Origin of the sequence: Sandarakinorhabdus cyanobacteriorum (assembly GCF_002251755.1) — a bacterium.
In the GTDB taxonomy this organism is placed as follows: domain Bacteria; phylum Pseudomonadota; class Alphaproteobacteria; order Sphingomonadales; family Sphingomonadaceae; genus Sandarakinorhabdus; species Sandarakinorhabdus cyanobacteriorum.
Map to the genome: position 1 here is coordinate 1 of NZ_NOXT01000058.1, position 20,084 is coordinate 20,084.

Annotated in this window: 15 protein-coding genes; 8 read left to right on the plus strand and 7 right to left on the minus strand. The window is 66.1% G+C overall.

Annotation, left to right across the window (positions count from 1 at the left end; translation table 11 throughout):
- Nucleotides 1-35: 35 nt before the first annotated feature.
- Nucleotides 36-1,592 (minus strand): acyl-CoA carboxylase subunit beta, encoded by a 1,557-nt coding sequence (locus CHU93_RS01635; protein WP_094472468.1) that lies wholly within the window; start codon nt 1,590-1,592, stop codon nt 36-38.
- Between the two features lie 263 nt (nt 1,593-1,855).
- On the opposite strand from CHU93_RS01635, the gene CHU93_RS17250 reads away from it, so the two are divergent.
- The 4 genes from CHU93_RS17250 to uvrA all read left to right on the plus strand — a co-directional run bounded on the left by CHU93_RS17250 (nt 1,856) and on the right by uvrA (nt 6,685).
- The gene (locus tag CHU93_RS17250; RefSeq protein ID WP_243375081.1) at nt 1,856-2,638 is read left to right on the plus strand and encodes a helix-turn-helix domain-containing protein; all 783 of its coding nucleotides are present in this window, start codon (nt 1,856-1,858) and stop codon (nt 2,636-2,638) included.
- Nucleotides 2,639-2,720: 82 nt separating this feature from the next.
- A complete protein-coding gene (locus CHU93_RS01650) occupies nt 2,721-3,077 on the plus strand; it encodes a hypothetical protein (protein ID WP_094472469.1) in 357 nt (118 codons plus the stop codon).
- A 107-nt stretch (nt 3,078-3,184) separates the two neighbouring features.
- Complete coding sequence (locus CHU93_RS01655) at nt 3,185-3,595, plus strand: hypothetical protein (protein WP_086116285.1); 411 nt, start codon at nt 3,185-3,187, stop codon at nt 3,593-3,595.
- Between the two features lie 189 nt (nt 3,596-3,784).
- Nucleotides 3,785-6,685, plus strand: coding sequence for an excinuclease ABC subunit UvrA (gene uvrA, locus CHU93_RS01660; RefSeq protein ID WP_094472470.1), 2,901 nt, complete (start codon nt 3,785-3,787; stop codon nt 6,683-6,685).
- 73 nt (nt 6,686-6,758) lie between these two features.
- Here uvrA and CHU93_RS01665 read toward each other — a convergent pair whose 3' ends face one another.
- Both CHU93_RS01665 and CHU93_RS01670 read right to left on the minus strand, forming a co-directional pair.
- Nucleotides 6,759-7,079, minus strand: coding sequence for a 2Fe-2S iron-sulfur cluster-binding protein (locus CHU93_RS01665; protein ID WP_094472471.1), 321 nt, complete (start codon nt 7,077-7,079; stop codon nt 6,759-6,761).
- A 14-nt stretch (nt 7,080-7,093) separates the two neighbouring features.
- The gene (locus CHU93_RS01670; protein WP_094472472.1) at nt 7,094-8,437 is read right to left on the minus strand and encodes a cytochrome P450; all 1,344 of its coding nucleotides are present in this window, start codon (nt 8,435-8,437) and stop codon (nt 7,094-7,096) included.
- A 157-nt stretch (nt 8,438-8,594) separates the two neighbouring features.
- Here CHU93_RS01670 and CHU93_RS01675 point away from each other — a divergent pair, with 157 nt between their 5' ends.
- The gene (locus CHU93_RS01675; RefSeq protein ID WP_094472480.1) at nt 8,595-9,530 is read left to right on the plus strand and encodes a glutaminase; all 936 of its coding nucleotides are present in this window, start codon (nt 8,595-8,597) and stop codon (nt 9,528-9,530) included.
- 29 nt (nt 9,531-9,559) lie between these two features.
- Here CHU93_RS01675 and dnaE read toward each other — a convergent pair whose 3' ends face one another.
- From dnaE to proS, 4 genes are all read right to left on the minus strand, one after another.
- Nucleotides 9,560-13,075 (minus strand): DNA polymerase III subunit alpha, encoded by a 3,516-nt coding sequence (gene dnaE, locus CHU93_RS01680; RefSeq protein ID WP_094472473.1) that lies wholly within the window; start codon nt 13,073-13,075, stop codon nt 9,560-9,562.
- A gap of 186 nt (nt 13,076-13,261) precedes the next feature.
- Entirely contained in the window at nt 13,262-13,942 is a 681-nt protein-coding gene (locus tag CHU93_RS01685; RefSeq protein ID WP_094472474.1) for an ABC transporter ATP-binding protein, read from the minus strand.
- On the minus strand, nt 13,935-15,182 hold the full coding sequence (locus CHU93_RS01690) for a lipoprotein-releasing ABC transporter permease subunit (protein ID WP_094472475.1): 1,248 nt from the start codon (nt 15,180-15,182) through the stop codon (nt 13,935-13,937). The genes CHU93_RS01685 and CHU93_RS01690 overlap by 8 nt, the downstream gene beginning before the upstream one ends.
- Complete coding sequence (proS, locus tag CHU93_RS01695; protein WP_094472476.1) at nt 15,179-16,489, minus strand: proline--tRNA ligase; 1,311 nt, start codon at nt 16,487-16,489, stop codon at nt 15,179-15,181. The genes CHU93_RS01690 and proS overlap by 4 nt, the downstream gene beginning before the upstream one ends.
- 395 nt (nt 16,490-16,884) lie before the next feature.
- Between proS and CHU93_RS01700 the strand changes: the two genes are divergently transcribed.
- The 3 genes from CHU93_RS01700 (at nt 16,885) to CHU93_RS01710 (ending at nt 19,934) form a co-directional block, all read left to right on the plus strand.
- On the plus strand, nt 16,885-17,358 hold the full coding sequence (locus tag CHU93_RS01700) for a DUF2314 domain-containing protein (protein ID WP_165768557.1): 474 nt from the start codon (nt 16,885-16,887) through the stop codon (nt 17,356-17,358).
- A gap of 69 nt (nt 17,359-17,427) precedes the next feature.
- Entirely contained in the window at nt 17,428-18,210 is a 783-nt protein-coding gene (locus CHU93_RS01705; RefSeq protein WP_094472478.1) for an enoyl-CoA hydratase-related protein, read from the plus strand.
- 191 nt (nt 18,211-18,401) lie between these two features.
- Nucleotides 18,402-19,934 (plus strand): OFA family MFS transporter, encoded by a 1,533-nt coding sequence (locus tag CHU93_RS01710; protein ID WP_094472479.1) that lies wholly within the window; start codon nt 18,402-18,404, stop codon nt 19,932-19,934.
- Nucleotides 19,935-20,084 lie beyond the last annotated feature (150 nt).

Here is a 20,084-nt window from a genome sequence, read left to right on the forward strand (position 1 = left end):
AACGCCCTGACAGGAAGGCTCATGAATAAGGCGGGTTAGGGCCTGAGGCCCCTGCCCTTGGTGCCGGGTTTCAGTGCGCGTTGGGCGAGGTTGGCGAACTGGCAGAGTTCGGCGCGGGTGGTGCGCGGATCGATGATGGCTTCGACGCCATATTTTTCGGCGGTGCGGAACGGGGAGCGCACGCGTTCCAGCCGTTCGCGGATCTCGGCCAGCTTGGCGGCCGGGTCGTCGGCGGCCTCCAATTCGGCGCGATAGGCAGCCTCCAACCCGCCGGCGATGGGCAGGCTGCCCCAGTCGCCCGACGGCCAGGCCATGCGCCAGCGGAAGCGATCGGCGGGCGCGTGGCCGCTGCCGGCCATGCCATAGGCCTTGCGCAACACCACGCAGGCCCAGGGTACGGATGATTGATATATGGCGGCCAAGGCCCTGGAACCCCAGCGGATTGTCGCCTCCTCCTCGGCGCGGCGGCCGATCAGGAAGCCGGGATTGTCCACCAGCTGCACCAGCGGCAGGTGGAAGGTGTCGGCCAGATCGACCATGCGTTCGACCTTGCGAGCAGTGGCCGCGGTCCACAGGCCGCCGAGGCATTCCGGGTTGGAGGCGATGACGGCGACCGGCCAGCCATCCAATCGGGCAAGGCCGGTGACGACACCGCTGCCCCACTCACGGCCGATTTCGAACCAGCTGCCCCTGTCGACAATCGCCTCCACGATCGGGCGCACCGGATAGAGGCGGCGCGGATCGCGGGGGACGGCGCCGACCAGCCACTCCTCGGCGCGGGTGACGGGATCATGGCAGGGCGCTCGGGCCGGCAGCTCATCGACCGAGGACGGCAGATAGGACAGGAACCAGCGCGTGCGCAGAAACGCCTCGGCCTCGCTGGCAACCCGGTCGTCCACCGCGCCGTTGCCGGCATGGATGGCGGCGCCGCCCAGCTCTTCCTTGGTGCACTTCTCTCCGGCAGCGGCGACGACGGGCGGGCCGGCGACAAACATCTGGGCCATGCCATCAACCAGCAGCGAATAATGCGCCATCACCATGCGCCCGGCGCCCAGCCCGGCCACCGCGCCCAGGCCCATGGCCACCACCGGCACGCGCGCCAGATTGGCGGTCATATGCTCCCACCCCGGGATTTCGGGGATATAGGTGTAGCCGGCGCTTTCCAGGGTGCGCACGCTGCCGCCGCCGCCGGTGCCTTCGATCATCCGGATCAACGGCAGGCCATATTCGCTGGCCAGGCGTTCGGCATCGGACAATTTGCGGTGCAGGCTGGCATCGGCGGCGCCGCCGCGCACGGTGAAATCATCGGCGGTGGCGACCACCGGCCGGCCGGCGATGGTGGCCCGGCCAAAGAGGAAGTTGGCTGGTTGAAACGCCGTCATCGCGCCATCGCCATCATAGCTGGCAAAGCCGGCCAGCGCGCCAATCTCGCGGAAGCTGCCGGCATCGGCCAGCGCGGCCAGCCGTTCGCGGGCGTTCAGCCGGCCCTGTTCGCGTTGGCGGGCCAGCTTGTCGGGCCCACCCATGGCGCGCGCCGCCGCCAGGCGCTGTTCAAGCTCGGCCAGTTCGGTTTGCCAGCCCGACTCTGTCATCTTTCTGTCGTCCCATGCCATCGGCCAATAATGCCATGGGCATGCTGGCAGTGGTGACCCGGCTGCAAAAGCCGCAAAAGCGATGGGAAACGTGAATTCTTCGTGGCAGGGCCGCGGCCGTTGCCATGCGGTTGCTGATTCGCTGCGATTCTTCCTGCCATGTGTCATCTCGCCACCCAATCAATGATTGATACACCTTGATATATGGGCGCTGAGTGTGGATAAGTTCCTTGGGGTAGCTGTTTGGTCGCTGGGGTCGCGGCATGTTGAGTGGAACCTTGAGTCATGATTTCGGACGCGGCAGCGCCTTCGCGCTTGACTTTCGCGTCTCGAAACCAATGTGTCCTACTGTGACAACACGGCCAGAATCGCCGGGCGCGCCTGATGATCGCGCGCAACGCCTCACCGATGGTGAGCGTGCGTGCCTGCGCCTCGTCTATGCCCACCTCACCTCCAAGGACATTGCCCGCGAGCTCGGCCTGTCGAACCACACGGTGGACATGCGGCTGCGCACGGCCATCCGCAAATTGGGTGTCAGCAGCCGCACCGAAGCCGCCAAGCTGCTCCACCAGCTGGAAGCCAACGCTGGTCTTGTCGATGGTTCATATCAACCGTTGATATACCAAGCGTCGGAGATTGCGACGGCGGCGGATTCGGCGATGTTTGGGGCACCGGCTTCTGCGGAACCCGGTGCAGCGTCCTCCCGTTCCAGCGACCCCAATCTGCTCGAACAAGGATCCCTCGCACGGACGCTGCACACTCCGCACAGGCTGGACGGCAGTCCGCCAGGTGGAATCCTCGCTCACCCCGGCGCACTGACTGGCAAGACGGCCTTCGGGTCGGCGTTTGCAACGGACAGGCCGGGCATTGCAGCCCCCGACCCTGGCATTGATGCCCGGCCTTTCCTGAACACGCGCCCCTGGGGCCGCCGAAACGATCTGGCGATAGGCCACCGACTTGGGTGGATCCTGTTCATCGCCCTGGCGTCCGCGCTCACATTTGGCGGCGTGCTTGCTGCCCTCGTCGCGCTCAAGACGCTGATTTAGCCCTTCCGGACGGTCGTCGTCCGGAAGGACGCCCCCCACACCGGCCGCCAGCCCGGCGCGCCGCAACCGGAAGGATATTGCCATGCTGAAGGAACGTCGCATCGCCGCCAACAAGATCGCCGAGCAGCTGTTTGCCGCCGAGGCCGCCATTGACGCCGCCGTTGCCGCTGTCGCCCAGCTGACCACCGTGATGCCGATGGCCCGCCAGGAAGCGCATCTTTCGGCCTGCATCGGCCAGGACGCGCTGATGAACGCCGTGCAGACCTGCCAGCAGCTGGTGGAAGCCCGCGCCCGCATCATCGCCACCCATGCCTCGCTGCGCCAGGCACAGACCCAGGTTGGCCTGGATGCGGTGAACTTCAACGGCCGTTGCCCGCCGGAAGAAGGCGCCCTGACCGAAACCGCAGCGCCGGCGCGTCGCCTGACCATCGCTGCCTGATCCGGACCACCGCCGCGCCATCATGGTGCGGCGGTGTTCGCCTGTGCCCGGCCCGGCGCATCCAGCCGGCGGCGGCCACAGGCCATCATTCACGGCGGAGTATCGTCATGATCTTCGAAATATTGGGCCTTGTGACCCTGCTTGGTACGGTGGCGGTCGCCCTGCGTTGGGGTGGCCGCGACGAGCGTTTTGCAGCCTATGCCTTCATTGCCGCGACCGTGCTGAGCTGGTTGCTCGACAATGATTATCACGGCGTGCAGATGAGCGTGCTGGCCATCGATCTGGCGCTGTTGTGCGGCCTGGTCGCCCTGGCGCTGACCAGTGACCGGTTCTGGCCGATGTATGCCGCGGCCTTCCAGCTGGTGGGCACCATGGTCCACATCGGCAGCATGACCGAAACCGGCGATTTCGCCTGGGCCTATGCTGTGGGCCTGGTGTTCTGGTCGTACCCGGTGATGGCCGCGCTGATCGCCGGCAGCTGGCTGGAAGGCCGGCCACGCCGCGCGCACGGGCTGTAAGCCGTTGTAAATCCTCTGCCCTATCAATCACTGATAGGGCTCGGCATGGCATTGCCGCCCCGGTTCACGCCGGGGCGGCTTCGCCGCTTGCGACAAGCCCGCGCTTGCCGTGCCCTGCCCCTGCGCCTATCGCCGGCACACGCGTGCCGCCAGCTTGCGCAACGCGAACAAATATGGAACACATCGGCCATGCTGAACCAGATCCAGGTGCGCGGCGCGCGGGAACATAATCTGAAGGGGGTGGATGTCGATCTGCCCAAGAACGCGCTCACCGTGATCACCGGCCTGTCGGGTTCGGGCAAATCCTCGCTGGCCTTTGATACCATCTATGCCGAGGGCCAGCGCCGCTATGTGGAATCGCTGTCCGCCTATGCGCGCCAGTTCCTGGAGATGATGTCCAAGCCGGATGTGGACCATATCGAGGGCCTGTCCCCGGCGATCAGCATCGAGCAGAAGACGACATCCAAGAACCCGCGCTCCACCGTCGCCACCGTGACGGAAATCTATGATTACATGCGCCTGCTGTGGGCGCGAGTGGGCGTGCCTTACAGCCCGGCGACCGGCCTGCCGATCACGGCGCAAACGGTGAGCCAGATGGTGGACCGGGTGATGGCACTGGCCGAGGGCTCCCGCCTCTATCTGCTCGCCCCCATCGTGCGCGGCCGCAAGGGCGAGTATCGCAAGGAACTGGCGCAGCTGCAGAAGGATGGCTTCACCCGCGTGAAGATCGATGGTGCCTTTTACGTCATCGAGGAGGCGCCGGCGCTCGACAAGAAATACAAGCACGACATTGACGTGGTGGTGGACCGGCTGGCGGTGAAGGAGGGCCTGGAATCCCGCCTGGCCGAAAGTTTCGAGACCGCGCTGAAGCTGGCCGAGGGGCTGGCGATTGTCGAGCTGGCCGATGCGCCGGCCGACGCGCCGGAGCATGAGCGCCGCATCCTCTTTTCGGAAAAATTCGCCTGCCCGGTTTCGGGCTTCACCATTTCGGAGATCGAGCCGCGCCTGTTCAGCTTCAACGCCCCGCAGGGTGCCTGCCCGGCCTGTGATGGCCTGGGCGAGAAGCTGCATTTCGATCCCGAGCTGATCGTGCCCAACCATGCGCTGACCCTGGAAAAGGGTGCGGTGGCGCCATGGGCCAAATCCAACCCGCCCTCGCCTTATTATCTGCAGGTGCTGGCCAGCGTGGGCCGCGCCTATGGCTTCACGCTGAAGCAGAAATGGGCCGATCTGTCGGACGCGGCGCGCCATGCCATCCTGCACGGCACCGGCGGCAAGGCGATTGCGCTGCGCTTTGAGGATGGGCGCAAGGCCTATGAGGTGATGAAGCCGTTTGAAGGCGTCATCAAGAATCTCGAAAAGCGGCTGAACACCGAAAGCGCCTGGATGCGCGAGGAGCTGGAGCGCTACCAAGCCCCTTCCCCTTGCGAGGCATGCAACGGCGACCGGCTGCGGCCGGAGGCGTTGAGCGTGAAGGTGGCCGGCGAAACCATTGCGACGGCGGTGCGGCGACCGGTGGGCCAGGCGCTGGCCTGGGCGCGTGGCGTCGCCGATCACCTTACCCCCAAGCAGCGCGCCATCGGTGACCGCATATTGAAGGAAATCGTCGAGCGGCTGGGCTTCCTCGACAATGTCGGCCTCGATTATCTCAACCTCGATCGCAAATCGGGCACGCTTTCGGGCGGGGAATCGCAGCGCATCCGGTTGGCCAGCCAGATTGGTTCCGGCCTGTCGGGGGTGCTCTATGTGCTGGATGAACCCTCCATCGGCCTGCACCAGCGCGACAATGACCGGCTGCTGGCGACGCTGAAGCGGCTGCGCGATCTGGGCAACACCGTGCTGGTGGTGGAGCATGACGAGGATGCCATCCGGCTGGCCGATCATATCGTCGACATGGGGCCGGGCGCCGGCGTGCATGGCGGCCAGGTGGTGGCGGCCGGCACACTGGCCGACATATTGGCGACCGAAGGCAGCATCACCGGCGACTATCTGTCGGGCCGGCGCGCCATTCCGGTGCCGGCCACGCGCCGCAAGGGCAGTGGCAAGAAGCTGACGGTGAAGAACGCCCGCGGCAACAACCTGACCGGGGTGACGGCCAGCATCCCGCTCGGCACCTTCACCTGCATCACCGGGGTTTCAGGCAGCGGCAAATCCACCTTCACCATCGACACGCTGTTCAACGCCGCCGCGCGCGAGTTGAACGGCGCGCGGGTGCTGGCGGCGCCTCACGACGGGCTGGACGGGCTCAGCCATCTCGACAAGGTGATCGACATCGACCAGTCACCGATCGGCCGCACGCCGCGATCCAACCCGGCCACCTACACCGGCTGTTTCACCAATATCCGCGACTGGTTTGCCGGCCTGCCGGAATCCCAGGCCCGCGGCTACAAGCCCGGCCGCTTCAGCTTCAACGTGAAGGGCGGGCGCTGCGAGGCCTGCCAGGGCGACGGCGTGCTGAAGATCGAGATGCACTTCCTCCCCGACGTCTATGTCACCTGCGATGTGTGCCACGGTGCCCGCTACAACCGCGAAACGCTGGAGGTGAAGTTCAAGGGCAAGAGCATCGCCGACGTGCTGGACATGACGATCGAGGACGGCGTGGAATTCTTCAAGGCGGTGCCGCCAATCCGCGAGAAGCTGGCCATGCTGCTCGAAGTCGGGCTTGGTTATGTGAAGATCGGCCAGCAGGCCACCACCCTGTCGGGCGGCGAGGCGCAGCGCGTGAAGCTGGCCAAGGAACTCTCCCGCCGGGCCACCGGCAACACGCTCTATATCCTCGATGAACCAACCACCGGCCTGCATTTCGAGGATGTGCGCAAGCTGCTGGAAGTGCTGCACGCGCTGGTGGACCAGGGCAACAGCGTGGTGGTGATCGAGCACAACCTCGATGTCATCAAGACGGCCGACCACATCATCGATCTCGGCCCCGACGGCGGCGACAAGGGCGGCCAGGTGGTGGTGACCGGCACGCCCGAAGCGGTGGCGGCGTGCGAAGGCAGCTGGACCGGCAAATATCTGGGCCCGCTGTTGGCCGCGGCGCCGAGAGTGGAGGCGGCGCCGGTGAAGAAGGGCCGCAAGGCAAAGGGGTAAGTGACCGAGCGGCACCAACGAAAAGGGGCGGCCCGAATGGGCCGCCCCTTCCTTTTGCAACCAGTGCGGCCGATCAGTGCTGCGTGGCCGGCATGTGGACTTCCATGCCGTCGAGCGCGGCGCTGGCCTTGATCTGGCACGCGAGACGGCTGTTCGGCTTGGCGGTGTCGGCCAGTTCGATCATGGAATCCTCCAGATCGCTGCGGCTGCCCGTAAGGGCTTCCCATTCGGCCGGGATATAGCAGTGACAGGTGGCGCAGGCAGCGTTGCCGCCGCAATCGCCGTCAATGCCGGGCACATTGTTCTGCACGGCGCCTTCCATCAGATTCTCGCCATCGGCGACATTGACTTCGTGGCGGGTGCCGTTGTGTTCGACGTAGATGATCTTGACCATGGGTTCCTCTGTGATCAGGCCGGAATACGGACCATGAGCTTATTGTAGCCCTTGACGAAGGCGCTGGGCACACGCTCCGGCTCTTCCAGCACTTCGATATGATCAAAGCGCTTGAGGATTTCTTCCCAGAGGATCTTGAGCTGCAGTTCGGCCAGGCGGTTGCCCACGCAGCGGTGGATGCCAAAGCCGAAGGCCATGTGCTGGCGGGCGCGCGGGCGATCGATGATGAAGGCATCCGGATTGTCGAGCACACTGTCATCGCGGTTGGCCGACGAATACCACATCACCACCTTGTCACCCTTGTGGATCAGCTGGCCACCCAGCACCGTGTCCTGCAGGGCGGTGCGGCGCATGTGGGCGAGCGGGGTCTGGTAGCGGATGATCTCGCTGACCATGTTCTCAACCAGGCCGGGGTTGGCCTTCAGCTTGGCATATTCGGCCGGGTTCTTGTTGAGGAAATAGAGGCCGCCAGTGATGGAGTTGCGGGTGGTGTCGTTGCCGCCGACGATGAGCAGCACGAGATTGCCCATGAATTCCATCGGCGGCATGTTCCGCGTTGCCGAGTTGTGGGCCAGCATGGAAACGAGGTCGCCGGTCGGTTCGGCGTTCACCCGCTCGTTCCACAACATGGTGAATTCCTGCAGCATGCCCAGCAGGATGCCCTGCCGCTCTTCCTTGCCGGGGTTGCCGGGCAGTTCGGGATCGGCGGTGGAAATATCCGACCAATAGGTCAGCATGCGGCGGCGTTCCTGCGGCCAGCCGAACAGGGTGGCGAGCATGCGGGAGGTGAGCTCGATCGACACCCGGTCCACCCAGTCAAAGGCTTCGCCGCGCGGCAGGCCATCCAGCACTTCGGCGGTGCGTTCACGGATCAGGCTTTCATACGAAGCCAGATTCTGCCCCGAAACGATGGGGTTGACGGCTTTGCGCTGCACATCATGCTTGGGCGGATCCATGGCGATGAACATCGGCATGATGAAATCCGGGTCCATGTCGAACAGGGTGATGCCGCCCAGCGTGGCTTCGGAGCTGAACACCTGGTGGTTGGTGTCCACCGCCATCACGTCGTTCCAGCGAGTGACGTTCCAGAAGCCGCGGTGCCGGTTGTTGTTGACGCTGGTAAAGAACACCGGCGCTTCGGCGCGCAGGCGCTTGAAATAGACATGGTGGGTATCGGTTTCCCACCACAGCGGATCGGCGATATCCACCTCGTCCAGCGGGGCGGTGGCGAGATAGGCTTCCAGTGTGGCCTTGTCGTGGTTGGGCAGATCGGGCCGCACGCGCGGCGGCAGCGGCCAGGTCACGCTGCCCTGCGGCAGGCTTTGGGTTTCGCGCGTGTCTTTCAACTGGGTTGCCATGGGTATCCTCCCCGGATGTGTGGACGTTGTTGCCCCTCAGGTGCGGAGATACACTACGCAAATATTTTGCACCAGATCAAAATGCGGATTTCATCTCCGCATTTGCACGGATGGTCGTGGCCGCGCATGATGACGGCCGCCTGCCATGGAGTTTAAGATGGCCGATCTAGCCGAACTCGTGCCCCGCATCGCCGCCACCATGGCCGCCCGCACGGCGCGTGGGCGGGTGGCGAATTATATCCCCGACCTGGCCAAGGTTTCGGCAAGCCATTTCGGCATGGTGGTGATCACCGCCGATGGCCGCGAACATGCCGCCGGCGATGCCGATCTGGCCTTTTCCATCCAGTCCATCTCCAAGGTCTTTGCGCTGGTGGAGGCGCTGGCCAGCCATGGCGAGGGTGTGTGGCAGCGCGTGGGGCGGGAGCCTTCGGGCGGCGCCTTCAATTCGATCGTGCAGCTGGAGGCGGAAGCCGGCCGGCCGCGCAATCCGTTCATCAATGCCGGCGCCATCGCGGTGACCGATCTGATCACTGATGGCGACGATCCCAGGGCCGGGGCCGGGCGCATCCTGCGGCTGCTGCGCGATCTGGCCGGCACGCAAGGGATCGCGGTGGATGGCGCGGTGGCCTATTCGGAGGCCGCGACCGGGCACCGCAACGCCGCGCTGGCGCATTTCATGAAGGCGCATGGCGTGTTGACCGGGCGGGTGGAGGCGACACTGTCCACCTATTTCCACCAGTGCGCGATTGCCATGAGCTGCCGCGAACTGGCGCGGGCCGGGCGCTTCCTGATGAACGGCGGGGTGGATCCGGCCAGCGGCCGCCGCGTCGTGTCGCCCGAGCAGGCGCGGCGGATCAACGCCCTGATGCTGACCTGCGGCCATTATGATGCCTCGGGCGATTTCGCCTTTTCGGTGGGCCTGCCGGCCAAGTCCGGCGTGGGCGGCGGCATCCTGGCCATTGCGCCGGGCCGGGCCAGCATCGCCGTCTGGTCGCCGGGATTGAGCCCGCAGGGCAACAGCCTGCTGGGCACCGCCGCGCTGGAGGAACTGGCCAGCGCGATGGGGTGGAGCGTGTTCAATCCGGACGCGTGAGGCGCCAGAGCGACAGCCCTTGCCCTCAATCAGCCAACCAGCGCCAGTTGCGGCGGATCCAGCTGTTCCTGCACCACCCGGTCTGGCCCGATGGCGCGGGCGATTTCGGCTTCCAGATCGGCGTTGATCAGGAAATTGCGGCCGAGGACGATGCGGGCAAGGCCTTGCGCCGTGTTGACTTCGGCCACCAGTTCGCCACGGCCCTGCGCGGCGTGGCGTTCGATGGCGGCCATCAGCTTGCCCCCTTCCCCGGCTTCGGCCACCCGCACCACCAGCCGGCCGCGGGTGCGGCGGGCAAGATCGGGCAGCGGGCGCGCACCGCGCAGGGTGAGGCGCGGCACATCCTCCCCTTCCTTCCACTGCACCTCCATCGCCAGCAGCAGCGGCGGCGGATCGCTGGCCAGGGCCTCGATGCTGGTCTGCAGATCCTCGTCGAAACAGCTGGTGACGAACTGGCCGGAGCGATCGGTGAAGCTGAGGAACTGATAGCGCCGGCCGGTTTGGGTGGTGCGCCAGCGCCGTTCCTCGAGAAGGCCGGCCATGTTGACCAGCTGCTTGCCGCCCCCGGCCGGTGCCGGCAGCGCCAGCACATCGGCAAAGTTCAGCACATCATGGGCAAGCAGCACATTGGCAAAGCTGTCGACCGGATGGCCGCTGAAGAAATAGCCAAAGGCGTCCTTTTCGTGGGCGATGCGTTCGGTCAGGCCCCAGGTGAGGTTGGGCACCATCAGGGCCAGACTGGCATGATCGGCCACGCCGGTCGCATCGCCAAACATCGCGACCTGGGCCGATTCGCGCTCGGCCGCGGCGGCCTGGGCGCTGGCCATGATGGCTTCGGCCAGCGCGTGCACCCCGGCGCGGTTGGCATTGATGGCATCAAAACCGCCGGCCGCGATCAGGCTTTCCAGCTGGCGCTTGTTGAGGCCCTTGGGATCGCAGCGCCGGGCAAAATCGGCCAGATCGGTGAAGGCGCCATTGCCAGAACGGTCGGCCACCAGGCCTTCCATCGCCTTCATGCCAACGCCCTTCAGCCCGGCCAACGCATAGCGCACCGCCGGCGCGCCATCAGGGCCATCCTCGACGGTGAAATCGGCAGCGGAGGCATTGATGCAGGGCGGCAGCATGGCCACGCCCGACCGGCGCGCATCTTCGGCAAAAATGGCCAGCCGATCGGTGTTGTCGATGTCATAGGCCATCGACGCGGCATAGAATATGGCGCGATGATGCGTCTTCAGCCAGGCAGTGTGGTAGGAGACGAGCGCATAGGCAGCCGCGTGGCTCTTGTTGAAGCCATAGTTGGCAAACTTCAGGATCAATTCGAAGATGGCATCCGATATGATTGCATCAATGCCATTTTTTTCGGCGCCTTCGGAAAAACGGGCCTTTTGCGCCACCATCTCGGCGTGGATTTTCTTGCCCATGGCCCGGCGCAACAGATCGGCCTCGCCCAGGCTGTAGCCAGCGAGCTCGCGCGCCAGGCTCATCACCTGTTCCTGATAGACGATGATGCCATAGGTTTCGCGCAAGATGGGTTCCATCGCCGGGTGGAGCAGCTCCACCTTCTCGCGGCCGGCCTTGCGGGCTGCAAAACTGGGGATATTGTCCATCGGCCCGGGGCGATAGAGCGCGCCCAGCGCGACGATATCGGCAAAACAGTCGGGCTTCACCAGGCCCAGCGCCCGGCGCATGCCTTCCGATTCAAACTGGAAGACGCCAACCGTGTCGCCTTCGGCAATCAGCCTGTAGACCTGGGCATCATTGGTCGGCAGCGTTGCCCAATCCACCGTCACGCCACGGGCCCGCAGCATGGCGGCCGCACGATCGAGGACGGAGAGGGTTTTCAGGCCCAGAAAGTCGAACTTGACCAGGCCGGCCTTTTCGGCGGCCTTCATCTCGAACTGGGTCACCTGCATGTCGGACTTGGGGTCGCGATAGAGCGGCACCAACTGGCTGAGCGGCCGGTCGCCGATCACCACGCCGGCGGCATGGGTGGAGCTGTGGCGCGGCAGGCCTTCCAGTTGCAGGGCGATATCAACGAGGCGCTTGACCTTGGGGTCGCGCTCCACCTCGGCAATGAAGGCCGGCTCACCGGGGTAGCGCTTGCCATCCTTGTCCTTGCCGATGCCCAGCGTGCGCGCCAGCGTCCACGGATCGGTGGGGTGGCTGGGCACCAGCTTGGCCAGCCGGTCGGTCTGGCCATAGGGCATCTGCAGCACGCGGCCGACATCCTTCAGCACGGCGCGGGCCTTCATCTTTCCGAAGGTGATGATCTGCGCCACCTGTTCCCGGCCATAACGCTGCTGCACATAATCAATGACTTCGCCGCGCCGGGTTTCGCAGAAATCGATATCGAAGTCGGGCATCGACACGCGGTCAGGGTTGAGGAAGCGTTCGAACAGCAGGCCATGTTCCAACGGATCGAGATCGGTGATGGTGAGTGCCCAGGCCACGACCGAGCCGGCGCCGGAGCCGCGGCCGGGGCCCACCGGAATCCCCTGCCCCTTCGCCCACTGGATGAAATCGGCCACGATCAGAAAATAGCCGGGAAAGCCCATGGACTTGATGACATCAAGCTCGAACGCCAGCCGGGCTTCGTACGGCGCGCGCTCTTCGGGCGATTTGCCCAGCGCATCCATGCGGCGGGCAAGGCCGGTGGTGGCCGCCGCATCGAGCGCCTCATCCTCGCCGCCGGCCGACAGGCGCGGCAGGATCGGCTTGCGGCCAGCCGCCATCACGGCGCAGCGCTGGGCAACGACGAGCGTGTTGGCGATGGCTTCGGGCAGATCGGCGAACAGCGCGTGCCAGTCGGCAGCGGACTTCAGCCAATGTTCGGGGTTGGAGCGGCGGCGGTCCTCCGCCTCGACATAGGTGGAATCGGCGATGCACAGCAGCACATCATGGGCTTCGTGCATGCCGGCATCGCGATATTTGACCGGGGCGGTGCCGACAATGGGCAGACCATGGGCTTCGGCGAGGCGCAGCAGTGCAGCCTCGCTGCGCTGCTCGATCGGGTCAGCCGACCGCGCGATCTCGACATAGAGCCGGCCGGGGAACAGTGCGATCAACCGGGCGGCCATCCCCTCGATATCCTGGCCTTCGGCGGCCAACCGGGCGAGCGCGCCATCGGCACCGCCGGTCAGGCAAATCAGGCCATCGGTGCGGCCTTCAAGTTGGTCGAGCGTGAGCAGCGGATCGCCGGGCGAAGCGGCGGCGAGATGCGCATCGGAGACCAGCGCGATGAGATTGGTGTAGCCGGCCTGATCCTGCGCGTAGAGCGCCAGCCAATCCACCAGCGCGCGGTTGTGGAGCGTGGCGCTGCCCGGCCGTTCGATGGGCAGCAACGCGCCGATGATCGGCTGCACGCCCTGATCCTTGGCGGCGGCGGAAAAATCCATCGCGGCGAACATGTTGGCGCGATCGGCAAGGCCAATGGCCGGGAAGCCCAATTGGCGCGCCAGCTTGGCCAGCGTTTCGGGCTGAATGGCGCCTTCCAGCATGGAGTAGGCGCTGTGGCAGCGAAGGGGAACGAATCCGGCGTGGGCCATGGCGCAACCATGCGGCCAAGCGCGACCAAGGTGAAGGGCGCGTGGCGATTTATCCACTGCGAAGATGGGTCATCAACATCCTCCCCCTATGGGGGAGGTGCCCGCAGGGCGGAGGGGGCCGCGAGGACCGCGCGTGGCTGCCCCCTCCGTCGCCTGCGGCGCCACCTCCCCCAGCGGGGGAGGATGTCAGCCGGGGACCAGCTTGCCGGCCTGCAGCGTCACCACCCGGTCCATGCGGCGGGCGAGATCGAGATTGTGGGTGGCCACCAAGGCCGCTGCCCCGGTTGAGCGGACCAAATCGAGGAAGGCGGCCAGCACCAGGCCGGCAGTCGCCTCATCGAGATTGCCGGTGGGCTCATCGGCGAGCACCAGCGCCGGGCGGTTGGCCAGCGCGCGCGCCACCGCCACCCGCTGCTGCTCCCCGCCCGACAATTGCGCCGGTTTGTGGGTGAGCCGGCCGCCAAGGCCAAGGCGGGTGAGCAGTTCATCGGCGCGGGCCTGGGCAGCGGCCGGGGCCGTGCCAGCCACCAGCCCGGCCAGCATGACATTTTCCCGCGCGCTGAAATCGGGCAGCAGATGGTGGAATTGGTAGACAAACCCCAGCCGCTGCCGGCGCAGGCGGGTGCGGCCGGCTTCGTCGAGCTGGCCAGCCTCCTCCCCACAGATGCGGATGCGCCCCGAAAAGCCGCCTTCCAACAGGCCAACCGCCTGCAGCAGCGTGGACTTGCCGGACCCCGAAGGCCCGAGCAGCGCGACAATCTCGCCCGGCGCGATGGCCAGATCAACGCCGCGCAGCACCTCGATGCGGGCACCGGCCTGTTCGAAATGGCGGGCAAGGCCAATGGTTTCCAGCACCGGCTCATTCATAGCGCAGCACCGTGACCGGATCGGTGGAGGCGGCCTTCCACGCCGGATAGAGCGTGGCCAGGAACGACAGGCCGAGCGCGAGGACGACGATGCCCAGCACCTCCACCGGATCGGTTTTCGACGGCAGCAGCGTGAGATAACGCACCGACGGGTCCCAGATGTTGGTGCCGGTCAGTGCCGAAACGCCATCGACCAGTGGCTGGCGGAAGCGCAGCAGCAGGAAACCCAGGGCCAGCCCCGAAGCCACGCCGGCTGCGCCGATCAAGGTGCCCACTGCCATGAACACCCGCATCATGCTGGCGCGGCTGGCACCCATGGTGCGCAGGATGGCGATATCCCGCGTCTTGGCGCGCACCAGCATGATGAGCGACGAGAGGATGTTGAACACCGCGACCAGGATGATGATCGACAGCACCCAGAACATCACCGTCTGTTCCACCACCATCGCCGAAAACAGCGCGGCATTGCTGCGGGTCCAGTCGCTCACCACGGCGATCCCGGCAAGCTTCTGGCGCAGCGGCTCCAGAAAGGCGGCGGCGCGGTCGGGATCGGTGGTTTCCACCTCCACCATGCTCACCGCATTGTCGAGCCGCAGCAGGGTCTGCGCGTCTGACAACGGCATCACCACGAATGCCTTGTCATAATCATAGACGCCCACTTCAAACACCGCGACGATGCGGTAGGCGACGATGCGCGGCACGGTGCCGAACGGGCTGGAGCGGCCGGCCGGGTTGATCAGGCTGATCTCGTCCCCCACGCGCAGGCCCAATTGCTCGGCCAGGCGCGCGCCGATGGCGACGGTGGCGCCGCCGGGCACCAGATCATCCAGACTGCCGCCGCGCACATTGGTGGCGATGGTGGGGTTGGCCTTGATATCGGCGAGCGTCAGGCCGCGGACGATCACGCCCTCAACCCGGCCGCTGGCGCTGGCCATCAGCGGCTGTTCGATCATCGGCGCGGCGCGGGTGACGCCGGGCAGCGCCCTGGCATCGGCCACCACCTGCGGCCATTGATCGAGCCGCCCGCCATAGCCCTGCACCACGGCATGGCCGTTGAGGCCAATGATCCGGTCAAACAGCTCGGCGCGAAAGCCGTTCATCACGCTCATCACCGCGATCAGCGCGGCAACGCCAAGCGCAACGGCCACCAGGCTGATGCCGGCGACGAGGAAGATGAACCCCTCCCCCTGGCCCGGCGTCAGGTAGCGGCGGATGATGAGGCGTTCGTGCGCGCTGATCAAATGCGGCCCACCACGGCTTCGATCGGCACTTCGATCCGCTCGCCGGTGGCGCGGCGCTTCAGCTCGACGATGCCGGCAGCAAGGCCCTTGGGCCCGACGATCACCTGCCAGGGCAGGCCGATGAGATCGGCGGTGGCGAACTTGGCGCCGCCGCGTTCATCCCGGTCATCATAGAGGACATCAATGCCGGCCGCGGTGAAATCGGCATAAAGCTTGTCGCAGGCCGCCGCGCAGGCGCCATCATCGGCGCGCAGGTTGATCAGCGCCAGCTTGAATGGTGCCACCGCTTCGGGCCAGACGATGCCGGCATCATCATGGCATGCCTCGATGATGGCGCCGGCCAGGCGGGAAACGCCAATGCCATAGCTGCCCATCAGCGGGGTGACCGGCGCGCCATCGGGGCCCTGCACAGTCACGCCCATGGGGGCGGTATATTTGTCCCCGAAGTAAAACACCTGGCCAACCTCGATGCCCTTGGACTGCTTCAGAGCTGCACCGCAGGCGGCTTCGGCGGCAAGATCGCGCTTTTCATCGGTGGCGGCATAATCGGCGTTGAGGCCATTGATGAAGGCAGCCAGGCCCACACGGTCATCGGCGTTGATGCCACTGGTGTCGCGCGGCTTCAGCCAGTTTTCATGATAGAAGACATCGCTTTCGCCGGTGGGTGCCAGCACGATGAATTCGTGGGAAAGATCGCCGCCGATCGGGCCGGTATCGGCCTGCATGGGAATGGCATTCAGGCCCATCGCGGCGAAGGTGCGCATATAGGCGATGAACATGCGGTTATAGCTGTGGACCGCGCCGTCATAATCGAGGTCAAAGCTGTACGCGTCCTTCATCAGGAACTCGCGGCCGCGCAGCACGCCAAAGCGCGGGCGCACCTCGTCACGGAACTTCCACTGGATCTGATAGATGTTGCGCGGCAGGTCGCGATAGGATTTGGCGCCATTCTGGAAGATGGCGGTGAACAGCTCCTCGGCGGTGGGGCTGAACAGCATTTCACGATCATGCCGGTCGGTGATGCGCAGCATTTCCGGGCCATAGGCATCATAACGGCCCGATTGGCGCCACAGATCGGCGGATTGGATGGTGGGCATCAGCACTTCGATGGCGCCGGCGCGATCCTGTTCGCGGCGCACCACCTTCTCGATATTGGCCAGCACGCGCTTGCCCAGCGGCAGCCAGGCATAAATGCCCGCCGATGTTTGCCGGATCATGGCGGCGCGCAGCATCAGCTGGTGCGAAATCACCTGGGCCTCGCCGGGCGTTTCCTTGAGGACGGGCATGAAATAGCGGGACAGGCGCACGATCGTCTCTTGGGCTGTGGAATGTGAACGCGGCCTTAGCACGTCTGGGCAGAGGGGCAAGCGTTGGCGGCCATAGTGTTGCGGCGATGCAACAGTTCACGATTTCGTCACGAACGGGTCAATCAGCCGGCCTGACAGCCGCAACGAATCGGCATATCAACTTCCACCAGGCAAGGGCTGCGTTTGCGGCCAGGGTCTAAGGGGAGAACGACGATATTCGTTCACCGCTTGCGCGCCGGGCTCACGCTTTGGCAGCGCGCGCCGGCTGGGGCAGATGGGGGCATTGGCCCCGGCCGGCGCCGAACGGTGGACAGGATATCTGGCTCGTCACCGGGCCCCCGGTCAGGCAACTGGCCGGGGGCCTTTCCATATCGGAATAGGTCGCTGCCATGACAATGTTCGCGATTCTGGGGCTGGCGCTGGTGGCTGCATTCCTGTTGCTGCGGCGCTGGTTTGGCCCGCCGCGCGGTGTCCACTTCGCTCCCGATGATCCGCAGTTGCTGGCCGCCAAGGCGCGGGCGCGCGACGGGATGCCGGATTTCTGGGCGGCGCTGATCGCTGCTGACCCTGCCGACACCGATTTCATGATCAAGTTCAACCTGCACCACGGGCGCGCTGGCGCGGCACCGGAATCGATCTGGGCCCGCGCGATCGAACGCCGCGATGGGGCCATCCATGGCCGACTGGCCAACCCGCCCCTGGACCCGGCCTGGAACGAGGGCGATGCGGTGGTGATCGATCCCGCGGCCATCGACGATTGGTGCTTCTTCCGCAACAATGTTGCCATCGGCCATTTCATCACCCGCGTGATGATCGAGCGCAGCGCCCCCCATCACGCCGCCCAGGCCCGCAAGGCGCTGGGCTGGTAACCACGAAATTCATCAGGCCGCCCTGCCCGTCCCCCCGTGGCACAAGCAGATGCAAAGGGAGGACAGGCCATGGCCCATGAACATGTGACGGTGGAACGCGACGGCAAGGTGTTGATCGTCACCATCAACCGGCCGGACCGGATGAACGCGCTGCACCCGCCGGCGAATGCAGAGCTGGACCGGGTGTTCAACGATTTCGCCGCCGATCCCGATCTTTGGGTGGCGATCATCACCGGGGCTGGCAACCGCGCCTTTTCCGCCGGCAATGATCTGAGGTGGCAAGCGGAAGGCAATGCCATCACCGTGCCGCCATCGGGCTTTGGCGGGCTGACCAGCCGCTGGGACCTCGACAAGCCGGTGATCGCGGCTGTCAACGGGGTCGCCATGGGCGGCGGTTTCGAGGTGGCGCTGGCGGCCGACATCATCCTCGCGGCCGAGAATGCCAGCTTCGCCCTGCCCGAGCCCAAGGTGGGCCTGGCGGCGCTGGCCGGCGGCCTGCACCGGTTGCCGCGCGCCATCGGCCTGTCGCGCGCCATGGCGATGATCCTCACCGCCCGCACGGTATCGGCTGCCGAAGGCAGGGATCTGGGTTTTGTCACCGAAGTGGTGCCGGCCGATGATCTGATGGCGCGCGCGAAGGCGCTGGCGGCGGCGATGTGCGAACTGTCGCCGCTCAGCCTGCGCGCCTCCAAACAGGCGGTCCTGAAGGGGCTTGAGGAGGATTCGGTCCGCGCCGCCTATGAAGGCCAGGGCAAATATCCGGCCGTGCAGGCGCTGTTTCGTTCCGAAGACCTGCGCGAAGGGCCGCTGGCCTTTGCCCAGAAGCGCAAGCCGGAGTGGAAGGGCCGCTGAAGGCAGGGCGAACAGGTCCTCCCCAAACTTGTTTGGGGAGGTGGCGGCCGCAGGCGGACGGAGGGGCCATAGCCACAGGCCCCTCCGCCTCGCGATGCTCGGCACCTCCCCAAACAAGTTTGGGGAGGACCACGCACCTGCGTCAACCCACCCGTTGACCCACAGTGCCCAAGCCGGCAGCAGGCGCGGCCATGGGGGAATTTCTGTCCATCGCGCGCATCACGGCGCCGGCTGATCATGATCGCTGGCTGGTGCCGCCCTGCGCGCTGGCCATTCACCTGTGTATCGGCATGGCCTATGGCTTTTCGGTCTTCTGGCTGCCCTTGAGCCACGCGCTGGGCCAGGCGGAATGCCCCAGCCTTGGAACAGCCCTCACCAGCGGTAGTTGTGACTGGCGGGTGAGCGATCTCGTCTGGGTCTACAGCCTGTTCTTCGTCGTGCTCGGCCTCGCTGCCGCGCTGTTTGGCGCCTGGGTGGAGCGGGTCGGCCCGCGCCGGGCCGGGCTGGTGGCGGCGGGCTGCTGGGCGGGCGGCATGGCGATCGGGGCCATTGGTGTGGCACTGCACCAGCTCTGGCTGTTCTGGCTCGGCACCGGGGTGATCGGCGGCATCGGGCTTGGCATCGGCTATATCACACCGGTCTCCACCCTGTTGAAATGGTTCCCGGATCGGCGCGGGCTTGCCACCGGCATGGCGATCATGGGCTTTGGCGGCGGCGCCATGGTCGGCAGCCCTGCGGCGGACCGAATGATGGCCGCGCTCGGCAGCCCGGCGCAGACGATGCTGCTGATGGCCGCCGTCTATGCCGTGGTGATGGCGGCCGGGGCACTGGGCTTCCGGTTGCCGGCACCGGGCTGGCACCCGCCCGGCGCGCGCCAGGTGGTGGCCGGCGGCCGCTTCGTGCCGCTGGGCATGGCCTGGCGCACGCGGCAATTCTGGCTGGTCTGGTGCGTGCTGTTGATGAATGTCTCGGCCAGCATCGGCATCATCGGTCTCGCCTCCCCCATGGTGCAGGAGATGTTTGCCGGCCAGTTGATCGGCCTGCCCGATCTTCGCTTTGAAGCGCTTGATGATGCACAGAAAACAGCCATCGCCACCATTGGCGCGGCCTTCGTTGGCCTGATCAGCCTGTTCAACATCGCCGGGCGGTTTTTCTGGTCGTCGCTGTCGGATCGCATCGGCCGCAAGCCGCTCTATCTGCTGATGCTGGCGCTGGCCGGGCTGCTTTATGGCGCCCTGCTCCCCGCCGGCCCGGCGCTGCCTTTGTTCCTGGCGGCCTTTGCGCTGATTGCCTCCATGTATGGCGGGGGCTTTGCCGCCGTGCCGGCCTGGCTCGCCGATCTGTTCGGCACGGCCCAGGTGGGCGCCATCCACGGCCGGCTGCTCACCGCCTGGTCCACCGCTGGGGTGTTGGGGCCGTTGCTGGTCGCCTATGTCCGCGATGCCAGCCTGGCCGATGGCGTGGCCCGCGCCGATGTCTATGGCCCGATCTTCCTCGCACTGGCCGGCCTGCTGGCCATCGGCTGGGTGGCGGCATTGCTGGTGCGGCCGGTGCCGGACGCGCTGTGGCGGGATGCGCCCACCAGCCCCGGCAATGCGGCCGGCCCGGCGAGCGCTGCCCGGGTGCACTGGCCGCTGCGGCTGCTGGCCTGGGCCGCTGTGCTGTTGCCGTTGGGATGGGGGGCGGCGATCACGCTGGGCAAGGCCGCCGCCCTTCTTGGCTGACGTGCCTTAACGGCGTGCCTTCTTGCGCTCGGCTTCGGCAGCGGCGAGCGCGGCGGCTTCGGCGGCGGCCTTGTCGGCAGCGGCCTGGTTGGTGGCTGCCAGCTCGGCATCAGCTGGGCACCTCCAAAAACCCCTCGCCAATAGCGGCCT

Bases quoted from the DNA above. Each gene is read 5' to 3' on its own strand.
- CHU93_RS01705 (WP_094472478.1), top strand. From the start codon at position 17,428: ATGGCCCATGAACATGTGACGGTGGAACGCGACGGCAAGGTGTTGATC.
- CHU93_RS01710 (WP_094472479.1), top strand. From the start codon at position 18,402: ATGGGGGAATTTCTGTCCATCGCGCGCATCACGGCGCCGGCTGATCAT.
- uvrA (WP_094472470.1), top strand. From the start codon at position 3,785: ATGCTGAACCAGATCCAGGTGCGCGGCGCGCGGGAACATAATCTGAAG.
- CHU93_RS01675 (WP_094472480.1), top strand. From the start codon at position 8,595: ATGGCCGATCTAGCCGAACTCGTGCCCCGCATCGCCGCCACCATGGCC.
- CHU93_RS01665 (WP_094472471.1), bottom strand. From the start codon at position 7,079: ATGGTCAAGATCATCTACGTCGAACACAACGGCACCCGCCACGAAGTC.
- CHU93_RS01700 (WP_165768557.1), top strand. From the start codon at position 16,885: ATGTTCGCGATTCTGGGGCTGGCGCTGGTGGCTGCATTCCTGTTGCTG.
- dnaE (WP_094472473.1), bottom strand. From the start codon at position 13,075: ATGGCCCACGCCGGATTCGTTCCCCTTCGCTGCCACAGCGCCTACTCC.
- CHU93_RS17250 (WP_243375081.1), top strand. From the start codon at position 1,856: ATGTTGAGTGGAACCTTGAGTCATGATTTCGGACGCGGCAGCGCCTTC.
- CHU93_RS01670 (WP_094472472.1), bottom strand. From the start codon at position 8,437: ATGGCAACCCAGTTGAAAGACACGCGCGAAACCCAAAGCCTGCCGCAG.
- CHU93_RS01685 (WP_094472474.1), bottom strand. From the start codon at position 13,942: ATGAATGAGCCGGTGCTGGAAACCATTGGCCTTGCCCGCCATTTCGAA.
- CHU93_RS01650 (WP_094472469.1), top strand. From the start codon at position 2,721: ATGCTGAAGGAACGTCGCATCGCCGCCAACAAGATCGCCGAGCAGCTG.
- CHU93_RS01655 (WP_086116285.1), top strand. From the start codon at position 3,185: ATGATCTTCGAAATATTGGGCCTTGTGACCCTGCTTGGTACGGTGGCG.
- CHU93_RS01635 (WP_094472468.1), bottom strand. From the start codon at position 1,592: ATGACAGAGTCGGGCTGGCAAACCGAACTGGCCGAGCTTGAACAGCGC.